The sequence below is a fragment of the Sphingomonas sp. genome (assembly GCA_019635535.1).
GTDB lineage: Bacteria > Pseudomonadota > Alphaproteobacteria > Sphingomonadales > Sphingomonadaceae > Allosphingosinicella.
The window spans coordinates 99,690-116,938 of record JAHBZH010000001.1; the positions used below are offsets into that span (position 1 = coordinate 99,690).

Sequence of the window (17,249 nt, forward strand, 5' to 3'; positions counted from 1 at the left end):
AGGTGACAAGTATTGTCTGCGCGATCCCGGCCACTGGCGCCTCCCCGCCCCGCCCGCTAAACGCTCTCCCCATGCCTCATCTCCTCCTAGTCATGATCGGCGGCGCGCTGGGCGCGGGAGCGCGTTATGAGGTGGGGCGGTGGACGCTGCGGCACCTGGCGACGCCCTATCCCTGGGGGACGCTGACGGTGAACCTCGTCGGCGGGCTGCTGATGGGGCTGCTCGCGGGCTTCTTCTTCGGGCGCAATCCGGCGGACCAGACGCTGTGGCTGTTCCTTGGCGTCGGCGTGCTCGGCGGCTTCACCACCTTCTCGGCCTTCAGCTTCGACATGTTCGCGATGATCGAGCGCGGGCAGTGGGCGGGCGCCGCTTCCTACGCGCTCGTCTCGGTGATCGGCGCGCTGGCGCTCTTCTTCCTCGGCTTCTGGCTCGCGCGGCTGGCGGCATGAGCGCGGACGTCCGCCAGTTCACTGTTTCCGAGGAGGATGACGGCATCCGGCTCGACCGCTGGTTCAAGCGCAACCTGCCGGACGCCAGCTTCGGCCAGGTGTCGCGCTGGGCGCGCACCGGCCAGCTGCGCGTGAACGGCAAGCGCGCCACGCCCGGCGACCGGATCGAGGCTGGCCAGATCATCCGCGTGCCGCCGCAAGGCGAGGACGCCGCTCCGGCCGCCAGTACCCGGCCGCAGCGTCAGCGGGAAATCCTGAGCGAGGACGAGATCGAGTTCGTCCGCGCCATGGTCATCCAGTCCGATCCCGCCGGCATCGTGCTCAACAAGCCGCCGGGCCTCGCCACGCAGGGCGGGACCAGGACGAAGGACCATCTCGACCGCCTGCTCGAAGGCCTGGTCGACGTGGGCCAGCCGCGCCCGAAACTCGTGCACCGGCTCGACAAGGACACGTCCGGCGCCCTGCTCGTCGCCCGCACGCCGCGCGCGGCGGCGTTCTTCTCGAAGAGCTTCTCCGGGCGGACGGCGCGCAAGGTCTATTGGGCGCTGGTCACCGGCGTGCCTTCGGTCGAGGACGGGATGATCGACCTGCCGCTCGCCAAGCAGCCGGGCACGGGCGGCGAGAAGATGCATGTGGACGAGGCGGAAGGCCAGCCGGCGCGCACCCGCTACCGGGTGATCGAGCGGGCCGGCAACCGCGCCGCCTGGGTCGAATTGCAGCCGCTGACCGGGCGCACGCACCAGCTTCGCGTCCACATGCTGGCGATCGGCCATCCGATCGTCGGCGACGGCAAATATGGCGGGCAGGACGCCTTCCTGACCGGGACGATCAGCCGCAAGCTGCACCTCCACGCCCGGCGCCTGCGGATCGACCATCCCGACGGCGGGCGGATCGACGCCATCGCCGAATTGCCCGAGCATTTCGCGGCGAGCCTCGCCAGCCTCGGCTTCGATCCCGCGCTGGGCGACGCGCTGCCGCTCGACGAGGTGAAATATTCCGAGACGGCGGAGGGCAAGCGCAAGGCCGCGTCCGCCGCCGCCAAGGCGAAGCGCCGCGAGCGCAAGGGCGAGCGCCGCTCGCGCCGGCGCGGCTGATGCATCCGAACCGCGCCTTCGCCTGGGCTGACCGCGACGCGCTGCTCGCCTTCGTCGCCGACATCTCCTTCGCGACGATCGCGGTGGACGGGCCGTTCGTGGTCCACACGCCGGTCGTCGTCGCCGGGCCGAACCGGCTGCGTTTCCATGTCGCGCGCGGCAACCGGGCGGCGAAGGCGCTGGACGGCGCGCGCGCCCTTGCCTCTTTTCTCGGCCCCGACGCCTATATCAGCCCGGACTGGTACGGCACGCCGGATCAGGTGCCGACCTGGAATTATCTCGCGGTCGAGGCGGAAGGTCCGCTCAGGCGGCTCGACCCAGACGAGCTCGCCGACCTGCTCGACGATCTGAGCGCGGCGCATGAGGCCCGGCTCGCGCCCAAGCCGGCCTGGACCCGCGCCAAGATGGCGCCCGGCCGGTTCGAGGGGTTGCTGAAGGCGATTGTCGGCTACGAACTGCGGATCGAGGCGCTGCGCGGGACGCGCAAGCTCGGGCAACACAAGAACGAGACTGAGCGAGCCGGCGCGGCAGCTGGGCTGATACCCTACGCGCCGGAACTCGCCACGCTGATGCAGGGCCCGCAATAGTGACCCGCCTCGCCATCTTCGATTGCGACGGCACTCTGGTGGACAGCCAGCACAATATCTGTGCGGCGATGGCGTCCTGCTTCGCCGCGGCCGGGCTGGCGCCGCCGCCGCACGCGCAGACCCGCCGCGTCGTCGGTCTCAGCCTGGTCGAGGCGATGCGCGCGATGCTGCCCGAGGCGGAGCCGGATTTCCACGCCGCGCTCGCCGAGGATTACAAGCGCGCCTTCCAGGCGATGCGCGCGCGCGGGCTGGACGAGGAGCCGCTCTATGAAGGCATCGCCGGGCTGATCGATGCGCTCGAAGCGGACGGCTGGCTGCTCGCCGTCGCGACCGGCAAGTCGGACCGGGGGCTCAATCTCTGCCTGGAGCATCACGGGATCGCCGGCCGTTTCGTCAGCCTGCAGACCGCCGACCGCCACCCGTCCAAGCCGCACCCGTCGATGATCGAACAGGCGATGGCGGACGCGGGCGCCGTGCCCGAACGCACGGTGATGATCGGCGACACCAGCTACGACATGGCGATGGCGCGCGCCGCCGGGGTAAGCGCGATCGGCGTCGCCTGGGGCTATCACGACGCGTCCGAGCTAAGCCGCGCCGGCGCGCATCATGTCGCCGAGACACCCGGCGAGATCATCGCATATATGAGGACATGGGCATGACGGGACAGGACGATATCTGGCGCAACCGCTTCATCGCGATGAACCTGCTCAGGATCGGCGCGACCTTCGTCGTGCTGTTCGGCATCCTCTTGTGGCAGAGCGACGTGATCGTCGAGGGCGGCAATGTGATCGGCTTCCCGCTCGCCTTCATCGCGCTCGTCGTCAGCTTCTTCGGGCCCAAATGGCTGGCCGGGCGCTGGCAGCGGCCGCCCGACGCGTGAAACGCTTCTACCAAGAGGCCGCGGCGGCCGACGATCGCCGCATCCTGCTCGACGGCCGGCCGGTGCAGACGCCGGGGCGCGCCGATCTGGCGGCGCCCAGCGCCGCGCTCGCCGAGGCGATCGCGGACGAATGGAACGCGCAAGGCGAGACGATCGACCCGCGCGCCATGCCGCTCACCGGCCTCGCCAACGCCGCGATCGACCGGATCGCGCCGGACCGGGAGAACTTCGCGCGCGGCCTCGCCATTTATGGCGAAAGCGACCTCACCTGTTATCGCGCCGAGGGACCGGCCGGTCTCGTCTTGTGCCAGTCGGAACGGTGGGACCCGATCCTCGCCTGGGCGCGCCGCCGCTACGACGTGGACTTCGAGATCGCCACCGGCGTCATCCACAAGGCCCAGCCGGCGCACACGATCGCGCGGCTCGCGCACGCGGTCGCGGTGCGCGATCACTTCCAGCTCGCCGGGCTGTCGCCGCTGGTGACGGTGTCCGGCTCGCTGCTGATCGCGCTGGCGCTCGCCGAGAACGCGTTCGACCTGGAGACGGCCTGGGCCGCCGCCTCGCTGGACGAGGAATGGCAGGCCGAGAAATGGGGCGAGGACGCGGAGGCCGCCAGGGCGCTCGCCAACCGGCGGGCCGACTTCGAAGCGGCCTATCGATTCCTGAACCTGATCTAGACGTCGGTCGGCATGTCGGCCGGAGCCCCGCGCACGCTGGGCAGGAACCAGGCGAGGATCAGCCCCGCGACGACCAGCATCGTCGTGTCGGCGACGAAGGCATAGACCGCGTTCGCCCAGTCGTGGTGATAATAGACCGGCCGGCCAAGATGCCCGAAAATGGTTGCTCCCAGGGGGAACAGCACGGCCAGCCGGACGCGCACGGCGGAATCGGCCACGAAACCAAGCGCCAGGCCGATCAGCAGCGCGACGATGAAATTCAGCGCGAGTCCGCCGATCAGCGCGCCCGAATCCATCGCCGCGAACCCGCCGATATTGTAGTGGACCGTGGCGATCGGCCCTTGCCCGTACATCACGGTCTGCGCCGCCGACCCATCCGGATCCGGCACGAAATAGGTGCCGGTATGCGGCAGGTTCGCCGCCAGCGCCTGCTGAACCGCCGCCGCCTGCGTATCGTCAAGGCTGGCGGAACCGAGGCGCGCCAGCGGCGTCGCGAAAAAGATGAAGCCGATGACGAACATCGCAATGGTCGCCGCCGCCGCCCCGATCACGACGCGCCCAAGCATCTTGCCCATCGCCATCCTCCCTGTTGCGCTCACGCCATCCTAGGCGAAATCCGCGAGCCGGGCGAAAGGTTTCAGCCGATCAGCTCGCGCACGAAGTCGTGGAGGAAGACGCGCCGCGTCGCCTTCAGCCGCTCGGCCTTCAGGATGTTGTGAACGAGTTCGCGGCATTTCTCCGCATCGTTGTTGATCAGCACATAATCATATTCGGCCCAGTGGCTGATCTCCGCCGCGGCGCGCTCCATGCGTTTTTCGATCACCGCGTCGCTGTCCGTGCCGCGCCCGCGCAGCCGGCGCTCCAGCTCGGCCATGGAGGGCGGCAGGATGAAGACCCGAACGATGTCCGGATCGACCTGCTTCAGCTGCTGCGTCCCCTGCCAGTCGATGTCGAGCAGCACGTCGCGGCCGGCCTCGATCGTCTTCAGCACCTCGCTCTTCAGCGTGCCGTAGCGATGGCCGAAGACATGCGCCCATTCGAGGAATGCGCCCTCGGCGACCATCTCCTCGAACCGCGCTGTGCTGACGAAATGATAGTCGCGTCCGTCCACCTCGCCGGGACGGATCGGGCGGGTGGTGGCGGAGACCGACATGGCGATGCCGTCATCGACGGCCATCAGCATGCGCGCGATCGTGGATTTGCCCGCGCCCGAGGGGCTGGAAAGGACGAAGAGCAGGCCCCGTCGCTTGAACGCGCTGGCGATTTTCATGAGGGCTAGTGGCGTGGCCGGACGGCGCGCGTCAAGGGGAGACATGCGCGCGGATGCTGCTAATCTTGTGCCATGGGGCGGATGGTCGCGTTGCTGCGGGCGGTGAATGTGGGCGGGCGCAAGCTGCCGATGGCGGAGCTGCGCGCCGATTGCGCCGCGCTCGGATGGCGCGACGTCGCCACCTATATCCAGAGCGGCAATGTGGTGTTCGACGCCGATGCGGCGCCCGCCGAGGCCGAGACGGCGCTGGAGGCGCTGATCGCCCGCGAATATGGCTACGAGGCGCCGGCGATCGTGCGCACCGCCGCGCAATGGGCCGCCTATGCGCCGGGCTGCCCCTTCCCCGAAGCCGCGCGTGACGAGCCGAACCGGCTGCTCCTGCTCGTTTCGAAACATCCGCCCGTCGCGGGCGCCGTTGCCGCGATCCAGGGCCGCGTCGCCGCCGGAGAGAAGGTCCGCGCGGCGGGCGACGCACTGTGGATTCACTATCCAGAGGGCTCGGGCACGTCGAAGCTCACGCCGGGCATCATCGACAAGGCGATCGGCTCGCCCGCGACCAGCCGCAATTACCGCACCGTGGTCACGCTGGACGAGATGCTGCACGCATGACCAACGCGCCGCTCATCCCACGCGGCTACTGGCTGATCGCCTTCGGGCTGGTCGCGGTCATGGCGGCGATCCTGCTCTGGATGGGCCGTTCGCCGATCTGCGAATGCGGCACGGTGAAATTGTGGGTGCCGACCGTCCACGGCCCAGACAACAGCCAGCATCTCGCCGACTGGTATACGCCCAGCCATATCATCCACGGCTTCCTGTTCTACGCGCTCGGCTGGTTCTTCCTGCGCCGCAACCCGCCCGGCGACCGGCTGATCGCCGCCGTCGTGATCGAGGCGGCGTGGGAGATATTGGAGAACAGCCCGATCATCATCGATCGCTACCGCGAGGCGACGATCGCGCTCGGCTATACCGGCGACAGCGTGATCAACTCGGTGGCGGACGTCGCCTGGATGATCCTCGGCTTCGCCATCGCGCGGCGGATTCCCGTCTGGGCGACGATCGCCATCGCCCTCGCCTTCGAGCTGCTGACCCTGATCGTCATCCGCGACAATCTGACGCTCAACGTGCTGATGCTGGTCTGGCCGGTGGACGCGATCCGGGTCTGGCAGGCGGGCGGCTGAGAGAGCCTCAATGCTGGTGCCGGCGCGCGGCGACCGTGACGATGAACGCGATCGACCAGCCGAGCAGTACGATGCCGTTGATGCCCTCGATCGCGGCTACGAGACGCCAGCCGGACGCGATGCCCTCATCGTCATAGCCGACCGTCCCGTAGGTGATCGTCGAGAAATAGAGCGACGTGTGCAGATCGGGCAGGGCGCCGACCAACCAATACAGGAAGGCATAGCACCAGATTTCTATGCCGTGCAGCGCGAACAGGCCTAGAACGAGGAACAAGGCCAATATCATGCCGCGCGGCGAGAGAGGCTGCACCGGGATATCGCCGGCGTGCATCGCTTCCAGCCGCAGCGCGCGGCTGAGCGCATAGAGCCCGAGCGCATGGATGAACGCCGTCAGCAGCACCATGAAGGTTGCGACGGCGAGCTCCTCGATCATCCTCTGCTCACCGCCCCAGCATGTTCTCCGGGATCACCACGCGATCGAAGGTCGCCTCGTCGACCAGGCCCAGCTCGATCCCCGCCTGCTTGAGCGTCAGCCCTTTCTTGTGGGCGTGCTTGGCGATGTTGGCGGCATTGTCGTAGCCGATCTCGGGCGCCAGCGCCGTCACCAGCATCAGCGATTCGTTCATCAGGTCGGCGATCCGCGCCTCGTCCGCCTCCATGCCGTCCAGGCAACGCGCGGTGAAGCTCTCCATGCCGGTCGAGAGGATGTCGATCGAGCGCAGCACGTTGGCGCCGATCAGCGGCTTGAACACGTTCAATTCCATATGGCCCTGGAGGCCGCCGATCGTGACCGCGACATGATTGCCCATCACCTGCGCGCAGACCATGGTCAGGCTTTCCGCCTGCGTCGGATTGACCTTGCCCGGCATGATCGAGCTGCCCGGCTCGTTTTCGGGCAGCCGCAATTCGCCAAGGCCGCAGCGCGGACCGGAGCCGAGCAGGCGGATGTCGTTGGCGATCTTGGTCAGCGACACGGCGATGACGTTGAGCACGCCCGAAAGCTCGACCAGGGTGTCGTGGGTCGCCAGCGCCTCGAACTTGTTGGGCGCGGTGACGAAGGGCAGCCGCGTCAGGTTCGCGATCTCGGCGGCGAATTTCTCGCCGAAGCCCTTCGGCGCGTTGAGGCCGGTGCCGACCGCGGTGCCGCCCTGCGCGAGCTCATGCAGGCGCGGCAGCACCGCCTCGACGCGGGCGATCCCCATCTCGACCTGATGGGCATAGCCGGAAAATTCCTGGCCCAGGGTCAGCGGCGTCGCGTCCTGGAGATGGGTGCGGCCGATCTTGACGATCCGGTCCCACCCTTCCGCCTGCTCCTTGAGCTTGCGGTGGATGACGCGCAGCGCCGGCAGCAACCGCTGGTGGACGGCGCGCGCGGCGGCGACATGCATCGCGGTCGGGAAACTGTCGTTGGACGATTGGCCCTTGTTGACATGATCGTTCGGATGGACGGGCGACTTGCCGCCGCGCTGGCCGGTGAGGATCTCGTTGGCGCGGCCGGCCACCACTTCGTTGGCGTTCATGTTGGACTGGGTGCCCGAGCCGGTCTGCCAGATGACGAGCGGGAACTGGTCGTCATGCTCGCCGGCGGCGACCTCGCCGGCCGCCTGCTGGATCGCCTCGGCAAGGCCGGCGTCGAGCCCGCCCTCGCGCGCGTTCACCCGCGCCGCGGCCTGCTTCACGAAGCCGAGCGCGTGGACGATCTCGATCGGCATCCGCTCCTGTGGCCCGAACGGGAAGTTCTCGATCGACCGCTGTGTCTGTGCGCCCCAATAGGCATCGGCCGCGACCTCGATGGGGCCAAAGCTGTCGGTCTCGGTGCGTGTGTTGGCGACGTTCATCCTGTCCCCCTCGAAGCGACTCTTTGCCGCTCGTAAAGCGATCGCGCCGGGAGGTGAAGGGGGCGCGAATATGACGGGACGCTATTGCTCGCCGACCACCGCCGCAATCCATTCGGCATGATCGGCGACTCTCGTATAGGCCAAGGCGGGTTCGGCGACAGCGCAGCCAGTGCCGAGGCTGAGAATTCCGATCAGTCGATCGTCTCCGCCGGGGCGCGGCGCGACAAGCGGGCCGCCCGAATCCCCGACGCAGGCATCCACGGACGGCGCGCCGAAGCAAAGCTGGCGGCTGTCCTCGATCTTGCCGAAATCGGCGAGCGGCGTGCAGCGCGCGGGATCGATCCGCCGCACCTGCGACTGACGCAGGCGATACGAGGTCTGCGAAGTCGGAGACCCGGATGCCGAAAGCGCATTGGCGGCCAGGCGGCCCTCGTAGAAGCTGCCGAAGCCCAGCGCCGTGGCGGCGGGCGCATCTCCGTCACGCAAGGTCGCCAGCGCGGCGACGAGGGGCCCCGCGATCGTATCCAGCCGAACCAGCGCGATATCGCTGTCCTGTGATGCGGGATCGTAGCCGGGATGGAGAATGACGCGGTCGATGCCGATCCGCGCCTCCTTGTCCAGCACGTCCAGGCGATCGCGTCCGACCACCGCCGACAGCCCGGCTTCGCCGATCCACTGTCCGTCCCGCGTGAAGAAGCAATGCGCCGCGGTGACGATCCAGCGCGGTGCGACCAGCGCGCCGCCGCAGAAGAAGACCGAATCCGCCTCCGCCCCGCGCGCGAGCGCCGCGACATAAGGATAGCGCACTGCGTCAGCCGGCGCGCCCGCGGGCTGGGCATGGGCGGTGCCGGCCGACAGAGCGGCCGCGGCGAGAGCCGCCAGGCTCCGCCCGCTACTTCTTGCGGCTGAAATCCACCGAAACGACATTGGAGCCGTCCTCGACAGGCTCGGCGGCCGGGGGATCGTTCTCGGCCTGATCGTGCTCCTCGAAGCCCGATTCCTCCGCCTGCGCCTGGAACTGGAGCGCGAAATTGACCGCCGGATCGACGAAGCCGGTGATCGCCGAGAAGGGGATGACGAGCCGTGCCGGCGACTGGTTGAAGCTGAGGCCGACCTCGAACCCGTCCTCGCGCACTTTCAGGTCCCAGAAGCGGTTCTGGATGACGATCGTCATCTCGTCCGGGAATCGCTCGGTCAGGTGCTTCGGGATATCGACGCCGGCGGCGGCGGTCTTGAAGGTGATGTAGAAATGATGCTCGCCCGGTAATTGCCCGGTCGCCTCGATCTCGCCCAGCACCCGCCCGACGACCGCGCGCAGGGCTTCCTGGACGATCTCGTCATACGGAATCAGGCTGTCGGGCGTCTCGTCGCTCATCAGGGCGACTCGTAACGCGCGGGACATGAGGGTCAAGCGCGTTGCTCGCGCCGCCCCGCGCGCTTATCCGCTTGGCGAGGAGGACCGCCATGCCGATCGACGCCACTTTGCCCTATGACGACGCCAACATCTTCGCCCGCATCCTGCGCGGGGAAATACCGGCGAAGCGGGTGTACGAGGACGAATTCGCCCTCGCCTTCCACGACATCAATCCGCAGGCGCCCACCCATATCCTGGTGATTCCGAAGGGCGCCTATGTCTCCTGGGACGATTTTTCCGAGCGCGCCCCGGCCGAGGAAATCGCCGGCTTCGTCCGCGCGGTGGGGAAGGTGGCGCGCGATGCCGGCCTGGTCGCGCCGGGCTACCGCCTGCTCGCCAATGTCGGCCCCGACAGCGGACAGGAGGTGCCGCATCTGCACGTCCATCTCTTCGGCGGGCGCGGCCTGGGCCCGATGCTGGCCGGATAGGCCCGCGCCGCGATTCCTATTCGATTGCAATGTAGGATTTCTTCTGCGCGAGTCCCGGAATGGATCGCGCCGCTTTTCCCGTCGTCCCGCCTTGTTCCCGCCCGGATCGGCAAACGTCGCCTTGCGGGCTTCGCGGGGAGGGGCGTCGGTCCCCGACGTGGCGTCAGGTTCGTCAACTTCCGCGCCCGCTTCCCGCGCGACAACATGAGCCGATTATGAGGCTTGCGGCGACGGATTTAGCGGTTAGGCTCCGCGCCAAACATAAAGGAGCGGCCAAGGGAGCCGCAGGTTCAGGGGAAATTCCATGATCTTAGGGCGCGTTAAGCCACTCGACGCCATTCTTGCCACCGCCGAAAAAAAATCGCTGCATCGCTCGCTGGGGCCGATTCAGCTCATCCTGTTCGGCGTTGGCTGCATCATCGGCACCGGCATTTTCGTGCTGACCGCGGTCGGCGCGCAGAAAGCCGGCCCCGGCCTGATGATCGCCTTCATGGTCGCCGGCGCGGTGTGCGTCGTCGCCGCGCTCTGCTATTCCGAGATCGCCTCGATGGTCCCCGTCGCCGGCTCGGCTTACACCTATACATATGGCGCGTTGGGCGAGCTGCTCGCCTGGACGGTCGGCTGGGGTCTGATCCTCGAATATGCCGTCGCGGCCAGCGCGGTCTCGGTTGGCTGGTCGGGCTATTTCGTCGGAACGATGGACCAGTTTCTGGGGATACAGGTCCCCGCCGCTTTGGCCGCCGGGCCGGCGGCGCTGGGTGGCTCGCCGGACGGCTTGATCAACCTGCCCGCCGTCTTCATCGCCGGTCTCATCACCTGGCTGCTGATGATCGGCACCACCGAATCCGCGCGCGTCAACGCCGTGCTGGTGGCGATCAAGATCATCACCCTCACCGCCTTCATCGCGCTGACCCTGCCGGCGGTCGAGATGGAGAATTTCAATCCCTTCCTGCCGGCCGGCATGTTCGGCGGCTTCGGATCGGGTATCGGCGTGGTCGGCGCGGCCGCGACGATCTTCTTCGCCTATGTCGGCTTCGACGCGGTCTCGACTGCGGCGGAGGAAACCAAGAATCCGCAGCGTAACGTACCGATCGGCCTGATCGGCTCGCTGCTCGTTTGCACGATCTTCTACATCCTGGTCGCCGCCGGCGCGATCGGCTCGCTCGGCGGCCAGCCGATCATGGGCCCGAACGGCGTTCCGTTCCCGGCGGGTTCCGAGGCGCTGGCCCTGCAATGCGCGATGCCGGAATACAGCCAGATGCTGGTCTGCTCGAACGAGGCGCTGGCGCATGTGTTGCGCCAGATCGGCTTCTCGGGCTTCGGCAACCTGCTCGGCATCGCCGTCTTTGTCTCGATGCCCTCGGTCATCCTGATCCTGTTGTTCGGCCAGACGCGCATCTTCTTCGTGATGTCGCGCGACGGCCTGTTGCCGGAGAAGCTGTCGACCGTGCATCCGAAGTGGAAGACGCCGTATATCGTCACTGCGATCACCGGCGGTGTCGTGGCCTTCGCCGCGGCTTTCCTGCCGGTCGGCCAGCTCGCCGACATCGCCAATGCCGGCACGCTCTACGCCTTCTTCATGGTGGCGATCGTCGTGATGGTGCTGCGCCGCACGGATCCGGCCCGGCACCGGCCGTTCCGCACGCCGGCCATCTGGCTGATCGGGCCGCTGACCATCGCGGGCTGCCTGTTCCTGTTCCTCAACCTGCCGTTCAAGGCGATGTTGGTGCTGCCGATCTGGACCGCGATCGGTCTCGTCGTCTATTTCCTCTACAGCTACCGCAACAGCCATCTCGGCCGCGGCCTGGTCGAGGTGCACGAATCGGAGATTCAGGACATCGAGCCCGGCATCCCCGGCGTGGACGACGCCGACCGGAACTGAGGCCCGGCCTCAAGGCAAAAGAAAGGGGAGGCCGAGGCCTCCCCTTTTTCGTTCCGGGATTGGCGTGGGGCGTCAGCCGAGCCGGGCCGCGACGAGCGCCTTCAGGTCCGCTTCGGGCCGCGCGCCGTAATGCGAGATCACTTCGGCGGCCGCGATCGCGCCGATGCGCAGCGAATCTTCGAGGTTCCAGCCCCGCATGTGGCCGAACAGGAAGCCGGCGGCGAACAGGTCGCCCGCGCCGGTCGTGTCCACCACCTTGGCCACCGGTTCGGCCGCGACCTCGGCCCGCTCGGCGCCGGCGAGGGCGATCGCGCCCTTCTCGGAACGGGTGACGACGAGAATCTCCACCTTGTCCTTCACCGCCGCGACAGCGGTCTCGAAATGGGCGACGGCGGCGAGCGACTGGATCTCCGCCTCGTTAGCGAAGAGGATGTCGATGCGGCCTTCGTCCAGCAGCGTGTTGAAGCCGTCGCGATGGCGATCGATGCAGAAGGTGTCGGACAGGGTGAACGCGACCTTCCGGCCGGCGCGCCGCGCCACGTCGATCGCCTTCACCATCGCGTAGCGCGGCGCCTCGGGATCCCAGAGATAGCCTTCCAGATAGAGCACGCCCGCGTCGGCGATCTGCGCCTCGTCAAGCGCGGCGGCCGGCAGGAGCTGGGCAGCGCCCAGAAAGGTGTTCATCGTGCGGTGCGCGTCGGGCGTCACCAATACCATCGAGCGCGCCGTCGGCTCGCCCAGATCGGCGGCCGGGGTGGTGAATTCGACGCCGGTGGCGGTGAGGTCGTGACGGTAGAATTCGCCGAGCTGATCCGGCGCCACCTGGCCGATGAAGCCGGCCTTGCCGCCAAGCGCCGCGATCCCCGCCGCCGTATTGCCGGCCGAACCGCCGCTCATCTCGCGCGCCGGGCCCATATGATCGTAAAGCCGGGTCGCCTCCTCGGCGTCGATCAGCCGCATCATCCCCTTGGTCAGCCCCTCACGCGCCAGAAAGGCATCGTCGCAATCGGCGATGATGTCGACGATGGCGTTGCCGATGCACAGCACGTCGAGGCGGGTTCCGGTCATTGGGCGCTCCTGGCGGGAAAGCGAGCGCCCTAGGGCGTACACTCATGATTGGCAACGGCCAGGATCGTTGGAGGCAGGCCGGATCGCGCCGGTTTCATGCTGGATTCATCTTCTCCTGGCCAGAGGGTTGCCCGGGGAGGGCGCCAGAACCGAACTGCAACAGCGCCGGAGCCGTGTCATGAGTATCGAGACCCTCACGCCATTTATCGCCAATCCGGAATTCGCGGCGGCGGCGGACACCGTTCGCGGCGTCTTCGGCAAACTGTTTTCGCGTTTCCACTGGACATCCTTACTTTCGGCGACGTTGATCGCGTTCGGTGTGTGGGCGTGGCGTGCACGATCGGAACCTGCGGTGCGCGCGCAGGGCTTCCTGGGTTTCTTGTTTCCCAGGGATGTGTGGCTGCATCGCTCGGCGCTGCTCGACTATCGCTTCGTGCTGTTCGACAAGGTGGCGCTGGGCGTGCTGGTCGGCCTGGTCGCGATCCTGGCCTCGCCCCAGCATGTCGAGGCGGTGGCGAAGGGTGGGCGCTGGGCGGCGGACAATGCCGCGCAGGCGAGCCTAAGCGTGGTCATCGCCTATACGGTCGCCCTGCTCTTCGCCGAGGACTTCTTCCGCTACTGGGCGCACCGGCTGATGCACTGGAGCCCGTTCCTGTGGCAGTTCCACAAGGTCCACCACAGCTCCGAGACGCTGGTGCCGGTTTCGCAGCTGCGCAACCATCCGGTCAACGGCCTGGTCAATCTCGGCCGCAGCCTGATCGCCGTGCCGATCGTCACCGGCGCCTTCCTCATCGCCTTCCCCGGCCAGCTCACCGTCATGTCGATCCTGGGCATCAATGCCGGCCGCTTCGCCTTCGACATGCTGGGCGCCCAGCTGCGTCACAGCCATATCTGGGTCGCCTTCCCGCAATGGCTGTCGCGCCTCGTCATCAGCCCGGCCATGCACCAGATCCACCACAGCCGCGCCGAAAAGCACTGGGACCGCAATTTCGGGTCGCAATTCGCTTTGTGGGACTGGCTGTTCGGGACGATCTACGTGCCCAAGGAGCGCGAGGACCTCTCCTTCGGCATCGACAAGCGCGACACCGAGCGCATGCGGACCGTCGCCTCGCTCTACATCGTTCCGTTCAAGGATGCGTGGAATGTGGTGAGGGCGCGACGGCGGGACAAAGCCATCGTCGCGCGCCGGAGCAAGCCGCCCCTGCGGGAGCTGACCCGGCGCCACGCCGCCTGATCGGCCATTGACGCCGGCCATCGCCGGTCCGCATAGCGTGGGGCGATGCCGCCTCTCGCCCTCGCCTTTCTCGCCGGCCTCGTCTCGGCGCTCGGCTTCGCGCCGGTGGAGTTCTGGCCGCTCACGCTCGTCGCCTTCGCCGGCCTGCTGTGGCTGATCGACGATGCGCCGAGCCTGCGTTCCGCGCTGGCGCGGGGCTGGTGGTTCGGCTTCGGTCAGTTCGTGCTGGGCCTGAACTGGATCGCGACCGCTTTCACCTATCAGGCGGCGATGCCGGCCTGGCTCGGCTGGCTCGCCGTGCCTTTGCTGTCGCTCTATCTCGCGATCTTCCCTGCGGCGGCGGCCGGCCTCGCCTGGCGCTGGGGACGCGCTGGCCCGCTGACGCTGACGCTCATCCTCGCCGCCGCCTGGATCGTCACCGAATGGCTGCGCGCTACAATGTTCACCGGTTTCGCATGGAATCCGGTGGCGGTGGCGCTGATGCCGAGCGGGCTGGCGGGACTGGCGCGGTGGATCGGCACTTATGGACTGTCCGGTGTCGCGGTGCTCATGGGCGGGGCCTTCCTCCTCGTCCTGCGCGGCGCCAGGACCGCCGGGGCGATCGCTATGCTGGCCGTAATCGGCGGCGGCACCTTGGCCTGGATGGCGGTCCCGGCTCTGTCCGGCGCCGGCCCGCTGATCCGCGTCGTCCAGCCCGATATCGGCCAGCAGAACAAGTGGGATCCGAATTTCGAGGCCGAGAATTTCCGCCGGCTCGCGCGGCTGACCGGGGAGCCGTCCGACACGCCGCGCCTCATCCTGTGGCCGGAGGCGGCGACGCCCGATTATCTCTCCGTCCAGTCGCGCGCGCGCCAGCGCATCGCCGCGTTGATGGGGCCGGACGACATGATGCTGCTCGGCGGGGTCGAGCTGGTCTTCGGCGACGACGGCTATGCCACCGCCGCCTATAACAGCCTCTTCATGATCGACCCGCAGGGCCGGTTGGGGCCGCGCTACGACAAGGCGCATCTCGTGCCCTATGGCGAATATCTGCCGATGCGCCCGTTCCTCTCCGCGCTCGGGCTCAGCCGGCTGGCGCCGGGCGATCTCGATTTCCATGCCGGGCCGGGACCGCGTACGCTGGCCGTGCCCGGCTTCGCCCGCGCCGGCATCCAGATCTGCTACGAGATCGTCTTTTCCGGCCAGGTCGCGGATCGCGCCGACCGGCCGGACTTCATCTTCAATCCCTCCAACGACGCCTGGTTCGGCGCCTGGGGTCCGCCCCAGCATCTGGCCCAGGCGCGGCTGCGGGCGATCGAGGAGGGCCTGCCGGTGGTCCGCGCGACGCCGACCGGCATTTCGGCGGTGATCGACGCGCATGGCCGGGTGCTGGAGAGCATTCCCTCGGGCGCCGGCGTGATCGACACGCACCTGCCAGGGGCGGCGCTCCCCACCCTCTTCGCCCGCTTCGGCAACGCCCTCCCCCTCGCCTTCGCGCTGTTGCTCGTCGCAGGGGCGATTGCCCTGCGCCGTAAGGCGCGCTAGGAAGCGCGCCGCACATAAGGATATCTTTATATCCGCATTCCCTTTCTCCAGAAGGATCGTCGTTCCGCGATGCGCAGCACCTATCTCTTCACGTCCGAATCGGTGTCCGAAGGGCACCCCGACAAGGTCAGCGACCAGATTTCCGACGCGATCGTCGATCTGTTCCTGTCCAAGGATCCGGAAGCGCGCATCGCCTGCGAGACGCTGACCACCACCCAGCTCGTCGTCCTGGCCGGCGAGATCCGCTGCAAGGGCGTCTATGAGAACGGCGAATGGGCGCCGGGCGCGCAGGAAGAGATCGAGCGGACGGTCCGCGAGACGGTGAAGCGGATCGGCTACGAGCAGTCCGGCTTCCATTGGGAGACTTTGCGCTTCGAGAACAATCTCCACGGCCAGTCCGCGCATATCGCGCAGGGCGTGGACGAGAGCGGCAACAAGGACGAGGGCGCGGGCGACCAGGGCATCATGTTCGGCTATGCCACCGACGAGACGCCGGACCTGATGCCGGCGACGCTCTATTACAGCCACAAGATCCTCGAGAAGATGGCCGCCGACCGCCATGCCGGCGCCGCGCCCTTCCTGGAGCCGGACGCCAAGAGCCAGGTGACGCTGAAGTTCGAGAACGACAAACCGGTCGCCGCGACCGCGATCGTCGTCTCGACCCAGCACGCCAAGGGCTATGACGAGGGCGACAAGGAAGCCGAGCTCAAGGCCTATGTGAAGCGGGTCGTCGCGGACGTGATTCCGGCGGAGCTGCTGTCCGACCGGACGGTCTACCACATCAACCCGACCGGCAGCTTCGAGATCGGCGGGCCGGACGGCGATGCGGGCCTGACGGGCCGCAAGATCATCGTCGACACCTATGGCGGCGCGGCCCCCCATGGCGGCGGCGCGTTCAGCGGCAAGGACCCGACCAAGGTCGATCGTTCGGCCGCCTATGTCAGCCGCTATCTCGCCAAGAACATCGTCGCCGCCGGCCTCGCCCGGCGCGCCACGATCCAGCTTTCCTACGCGATCGGCATCGCCGAGCCGCTGTCGCTCTATGTCGATCTGCACGGCACCGAGCTGAACGGCGCGACCGCCGAAAAGCTGGAGGAGGTTCTGCCCCGGCTGGTGCGGCTGACGCCCAAGGGCATCCGCACCCATCTCGGCCTCAACAAGCCGATCTATTCGCCGACCGCCGCCTACGGCCATTTCGGCCGCAAGGCGGAGGGCGATCATTTCTCCTGGGAGCGGACCGACCTGGTCGACGCGCTGAAGCAGGCGGTCTGACCCGATTCGATAACCTCGCGCACGGCCTCCCTTCCCTTTCGGCAAGAGGGATACCGAGCCGCGGAAGTTGACTAACCTGACGCCACGTCGGGGGTGAGTCCCCCTCCCGCAAGAACATTCAGAGCAGAAAGAACGGGAGGGGCGAGGCCGACGGCCCTGGATCATGATATGCTCCGTGTCGCGGCGACCCTGACAGAGCAAATCCTACATTCCAATGGGCTGACGCAGCCGAACGTCGATGCGGCCTGGGGTCAGCGCCGCCGTCGCCGCGACATCGAGAGGGCGATCGCGAAGACGAGGCCGATCGCAATGCCCGCGCCGATGCTGTCAAACATCAGCCCGATAGCGATGCCGACGGCGAGGCCGATCGCAATGGCGCCGCCGTCCAGTGATGCACGTTTCTCCATGCCCGGCAGATGGCGACGCGCGGCACCAGCGCAAGCGCGGACGGGAC

Annotated in this window: 21 protein-coding genes; 13 read left to right on the plus strand and 8 right to left on the minus strand. The window is 67.8% G+C overall.

The genetic code is table 11. From position 1 onward, the window contains the following. The first annotated feature begins 71 nt into the window (after positions 1-71). The 6 genes from crcB to KF780_00545 are packed head-to-tail and all read left to right on the plus strand — an operon-like array spanning position 72 to position 3,687. Complete coding sequence (crcB, locus tag KF780_00520) at positions 72-449, plus strand: fluoride efflux transporter CrcB (GenBank protein ID MBX3560274.1); 378 nt, start codon at positions 72-74, stop codon at positions 447-449. Further along, on the plus strand, positions 446-1,543 hold the full coding sequence (locus KF780_00525) for an RluA family pseudouridine synthase (protein ID MBX3560275.1): 1,098 nt from the start codon (positions 446-448) through the stop codon (positions 1,541-1,543). Before crcB ends, KF780_00525 begins: the two co-directional genes overlap by 4 nt. Next, on the plus strand, positions 1,543-2,130 hold the full coding sequence (locus KF780_00530; protein MBX3560276.1) for an FMN-binding negative transcriptional regulator: 588 nt from the start codon (positions 1,543-1,545) through the stop codon (positions 2,128-2,130). Before KF780_00525 ends, KF780_00530 begins: the two co-directional genes overlap by 1 nt. Continuing rightward, the gene (locus KF780_00535; GenBank protein MBX3560277.1) at positions 2,127-2,789 is read left to right on the plus strand and encodes an HAD-IA family hydrolase; all 663 of its coding nucleotides are present in this window, start codon (positions 2,127-2,129) and stop codon (positions 2,787-2,789) included. Before KF780_00530 ends, KF780_00535 begins: the two co-directional genes overlap by 4 nt. Continuing rightward, entirely contained in the window at positions 2,786-3,010 is a 225-nt protein-coding gene (locus KF780_00540; GenBank protein MBX3560278.1) for a hypothetical protein, read from the plus strand. Before KF780_00535 ends, KF780_00540 begins: the two co-directional genes overlap by 4 nt. Continuing rightward, positions 3,007-3,687: an ATPase gene (locus KF780_00545; GenBank protein MBX3560279.1), complete on the plus strand. Its 681-nt coding sequence runs from the start codon at positions 3,007-3,009 to the stop codon at positions 3,685-3,687. Before KF780_00540 ends, KF780_00545 begins: the two co-directional genes overlap by 4 nt. Here KF780_00545 and KF780_00550 read toward each other — a convergent pair. Beyond that, positions 3,684-4,253 (minus strand): hypothetical protein, encoded by a 570-nt coding sequence (locus KF780_00550; GenBank protein ID MBX3560280.1) that lies wholly within the window; start codon positions 4,251-4,253, stop codon positions 3,684-3,686. The two genes, KF780_00545 and KF780_00550, sit on opposite strands and share 4 nt — an antisense overlap. A gap of 71 nt (positions 4,254-4,324) precedes the next feature. Then, positions 4,325-4,957, minus strand: coding sequence for a guanylate kinase (gmk, locus tag KF780_00555; GenBank protein MBX3560281.1), 633 nt, complete (start codon positions 4,955-4,957; stop codon positions 4,325-4,327). A gap of 72 nt (positions 4,958-5,029) precedes the next feature. Between gmk and KF780_00560 the strand changes: the two genes are divergently transcribed. Together KF780_00560 and KF780_00565 are read left to right on the plus strand one after the other, a co-directional pair. Then, complete coding sequence (locus KF780_00560; GenBank protein ID MBX3560282.1) at positions 5,030-5,566, plus strand: DUF1697 domain-containing protein; 537 nt, start codon at positions 5,030-5,032, stop codon at positions 5,564-5,566. Then, positions 5,563-6,135 carry a DUF2585 domain-containing protein gene (locus KF780_00565; protein MBX3560283.1) on the plus strand — a complete coding sequence of 191 codons (573 nt, stop codon included), beginning with the start codon at positions 5,563-5,565 and terminating at the stop codon, positions 6,133-6,135. Before KF780_00560 ends, KF780_00565 begins: the two co-directional genes overlap by 4 nt. Positions 6,136-6,142: 7 nt before the next feature. Here the strand turns inward: KF780_00565 and KF780_00570 are convergent, their stop codons facing one another. From KF780_00570 to KF780_00585, 4 genes are all read right to left on the minus strand, one after another. After that, positions 6,143-6,568: a two pore domain potassium channel family protein gene (locus KF780_00570; GenBank protein ID MBX3560284.1), complete on the minus strand. Its 426-nt coding sequence runs from the start codon at positions 6,566-6,568 to the stop codon at positions 6,143-6,145. A 7-nt stretch (positions 6,569-6,575) separates the two neighbouring features. Then, positions 6,576-7,973, minus strand: a complete 1,398-nt coding sequence (gene fumC / locus KF780_00575; GenBank protein MBX3560285.1) for a class II fumarate hydratase — start codon at positions 7,971-7,973, stop codon at positions 6,576-6,578. 81 nt (positions 7,974-8,054) lie between these two features. After that, entirely contained in the window at positions 8,055-8,780 is a 726-nt protein-coding gene (locus tag KF780_00580) for a serine protease (protein ID MBX3560286.1), read from the minus strand. An 85-nt stretch (positions 8,781-8,865) separates the two neighbouring features. Beyond that, the gene (locus KF780_00585; GenBank protein MBX3560287.1) at positions 8,866-9,348 is read right to left on the minus strand and encodes a hypothetical protein; all 483 of its coding nucleotides are present in this window, start codon (positions 9,346-9,348) and stop codon (positions 8,866-8,868) included. 89 nt (positions 9,349-9,437) lie between these two features. On the opposite strand from KF780_00585, the gene KF780_00590 reads away from it, so the two are divergent. Both KF780_00590 and KF780_00595 read left to right on the plus strand, forming a co-directional pair. After that, positions 9,438-9,815: a histidine triad nucleotide-binding protein gene (locus tag KF780_00590; GenBank protein ID MBX3560288.1), complete on the plus strand. Its 378-nt coding sequence runs from the start codon at positions 9,438-9,440 to the stop codon at positions 9,813-9,815. A gap of 304 nt (positions 9,816-10,119) precedes the next feature. Next, entirely contained in the window at positions 10,120-11,697 is a 1,578-nt protein-coding gene (locus KF780_00595; protein ID MBX3560289.1) for an amino acid permease, read from the plus strand. Between the two features lie 72 nt (positions 11,698-11,769). Here the strand turns inward: KF780_00595 and KF780_00600 are convergent, their stop codons facing one another. Beyond that, positions 11,770-12,765, minus strand: a complete 996-nt coding sequence (locus KF780_00600; protein MBX3560290.1) for an adenosine kinase — start codon at positions 12,763-12,765, stop codon at positions 11,770-11,772. A gap of 178 nt (positions 12,766-12,943) precedes the next feature. Between KF780_00600 and KF780_00605 the strand changes: the two genes are divergently transcribed. The 3 genes from KF780_00605 to metK all read left to right on the plus strand — a co-directional run bounded on the left by KF780_00605 (position 12,944) and on the right by metK (position 16,795). Beyond that, positions 12,944-13,999 carry a sterol desaturase family protein gene (locus tag KF780_00605; GenBank protein ID MBX3560291.1) on the plus strand — a complete coding sequence of 352 codons (1,056 nt, stop codon included), beginning with the start codon at positions 12,944-12,946 and terminating at the stop codon, positions 13,997-13,999. A gap of 45 nt (positions 14,000-14,044) precedes the next feature. Further along, positions 14,045-15,523: an apolipoprotein N-acyltransferase gene (gene lnt / locus KF780_00610; GenBank protein ID MBX3560292.1), complete on the plus strand. Its 1,479-nt coding sequence runs from the start codon at positions 14,045-14,047 to the stop codon at positions 15,521-15,523. A gap of 69 nt (positions 15,524-15,592) precedes the next feature. Continuing rightward, positions 15,593-16,795: a methionine adenosyltransferase gene (gene metK, locus KF780_00615; protein ID MBX3560293.1), complete on the plus strand. Its 1,203-nt coding sequence runs from the start codon at positions 15,593-15,595 to the stop codon at positions 16,793-16,795. A gap of 251 nt (positions 16,796-17,046) precedes the next feature. On the opposite strand, the gene KF780_00620 is transcribed toward metK, so the two are convergent. Further along, a complete protein-coding gene (locus KF780_00620; protein ID MBX3560294.1) occupies positions 17,047-17,202 on the minus strand; it encodes a hypothetical protein in 156 nt (51 codons plus the stop codon). Positions 17,203-17,249 lie beyond the last annotated feature (47 nt).

Excerpts from the sequence above, each read along its gene's own strand:
- KF780_00600 (MBX3560290.1), bottom strand. The coding sequence starts at position 12,765 with ATGACCGGAACCCGCCTCGACGTGCTGTGCATCGGCAACGCCATCGTC.
- KF780_00590 (MBX3560288.1), top strand. The coding sequence starts at position 9,438 with ATGCCGATCGACGCCACTTTGCCCTATGACGACGCCAACATCTTCGCC.
- metK (MBX3560293.1), top strand. The coding sequence starts at position 15,593 with ATGCGCAGCACCTATCTCTTCACGTCCGAATCGGTGTCCGAAGGGCAC.
- gmk (MBX3560281.1), bottom strand. The coding sequence starts at position 4,957 with ATGAAAATCGCCAGCGCGTTCAAGCGACGGGGCCTGCTCTTCGTCCTT.
- KF780_00525 (MBX3560275.1), top strand. The coding sequence starts at position 446 with ATGAGCGCGGACGTCCGCCAGTTCACTGTTTCCGAGGAGGATGACGGC.
- KF780_00585 (MBX3560287.1), bottom strand. The coding sequence starts at position 9,348 with ATGAGCGACGAGACGCCCGACAGCCTGATTCCGTATGACGAGATCGTC.
- KF780_00530 (MBX3560276.1), top strand. The coding sequence starts at position 1,543 with ATGCATCCGAACCGCGCCTTCGCCTGGGCTGACCGCGACGCGCTGCTC.
- KF780_00565 (MBX3560283.1), top strand. The coding sequence starts at position 5,563 with ATGACCAACGCGCCGCTCATCCCACGCGGCTACTGGCTGATCGCCTTC.
- KF780_00560 (MBX3560282.1), top strand. The coding sequence starts at position 5,030 with ATGGGGCGGATGGTCGCGTTGCTGCGGGCGGTGAATGTGGGCGGGCGC.
- KF780_00570 (MBX3560284.1), bottom strand. The coding sequence starts at position 6,568 with ATGATCGAGGAGCTCGCCGTCGCAACCTTCATGGTGCTGCTGACGGCG.
- KF780_00605 (MBX3560291.1), top strand. The coding sequence starts at position 12,944 with ATGAGTATCGAGACCCTCACGCCATTTATCGCCAATCCGGAATTCGCG.
- KF780_00595 (MBX3560289.1), top strand. The coding sequence starts at position 10,120 with ATGATCTTAGGGCGCGTTAAGCCACTCGACGCCATTCTTGCCACCGCC.
- crcB (MBX3560274.1), top strand. The coding sequence starts at position 72 with ATGCCTCATCTCCTCCTAGTCATGATCGGCGGCGCGCTGGGCGCGGGA.
- lnt (MBX3560292.1), top strand. The coding sequence starts at position 14,045 with ATGCCGCCTCTCGCCCTCGCCTTTCTCGCCGGCCTCGTCTCGGCGCTC.
- fumC (MBX3560285.1), bottom strand. The coding sequence starts at position 7,973 with ATGAACGTCGCCAACACACGCACCGAGACCGACAGCTTTGGCCCCATC.
- KF780_00540 (MBX3560278.1), top strand. The coding sequence starts at position 2,786 with ATGACGGGACAGGACGATATCTGGCGCAACCGCTTCATCGCGATGAAC.
- KF780_00620 (MBX3560294.1), bottom strand. The coding sequence starts at position 17,202 with ATGGAGAAACGTGCATCACTGGACGGCGGCGCCATTGCGATCGGCCTC.
- KF780_00550 (MBX3560280.1), bottom strand. The coding sequence starts at position 4,253 with ATGCTTGGGCGCGTCGTGATCGGGGCGGCGGCGGCGACCATTGCGATG.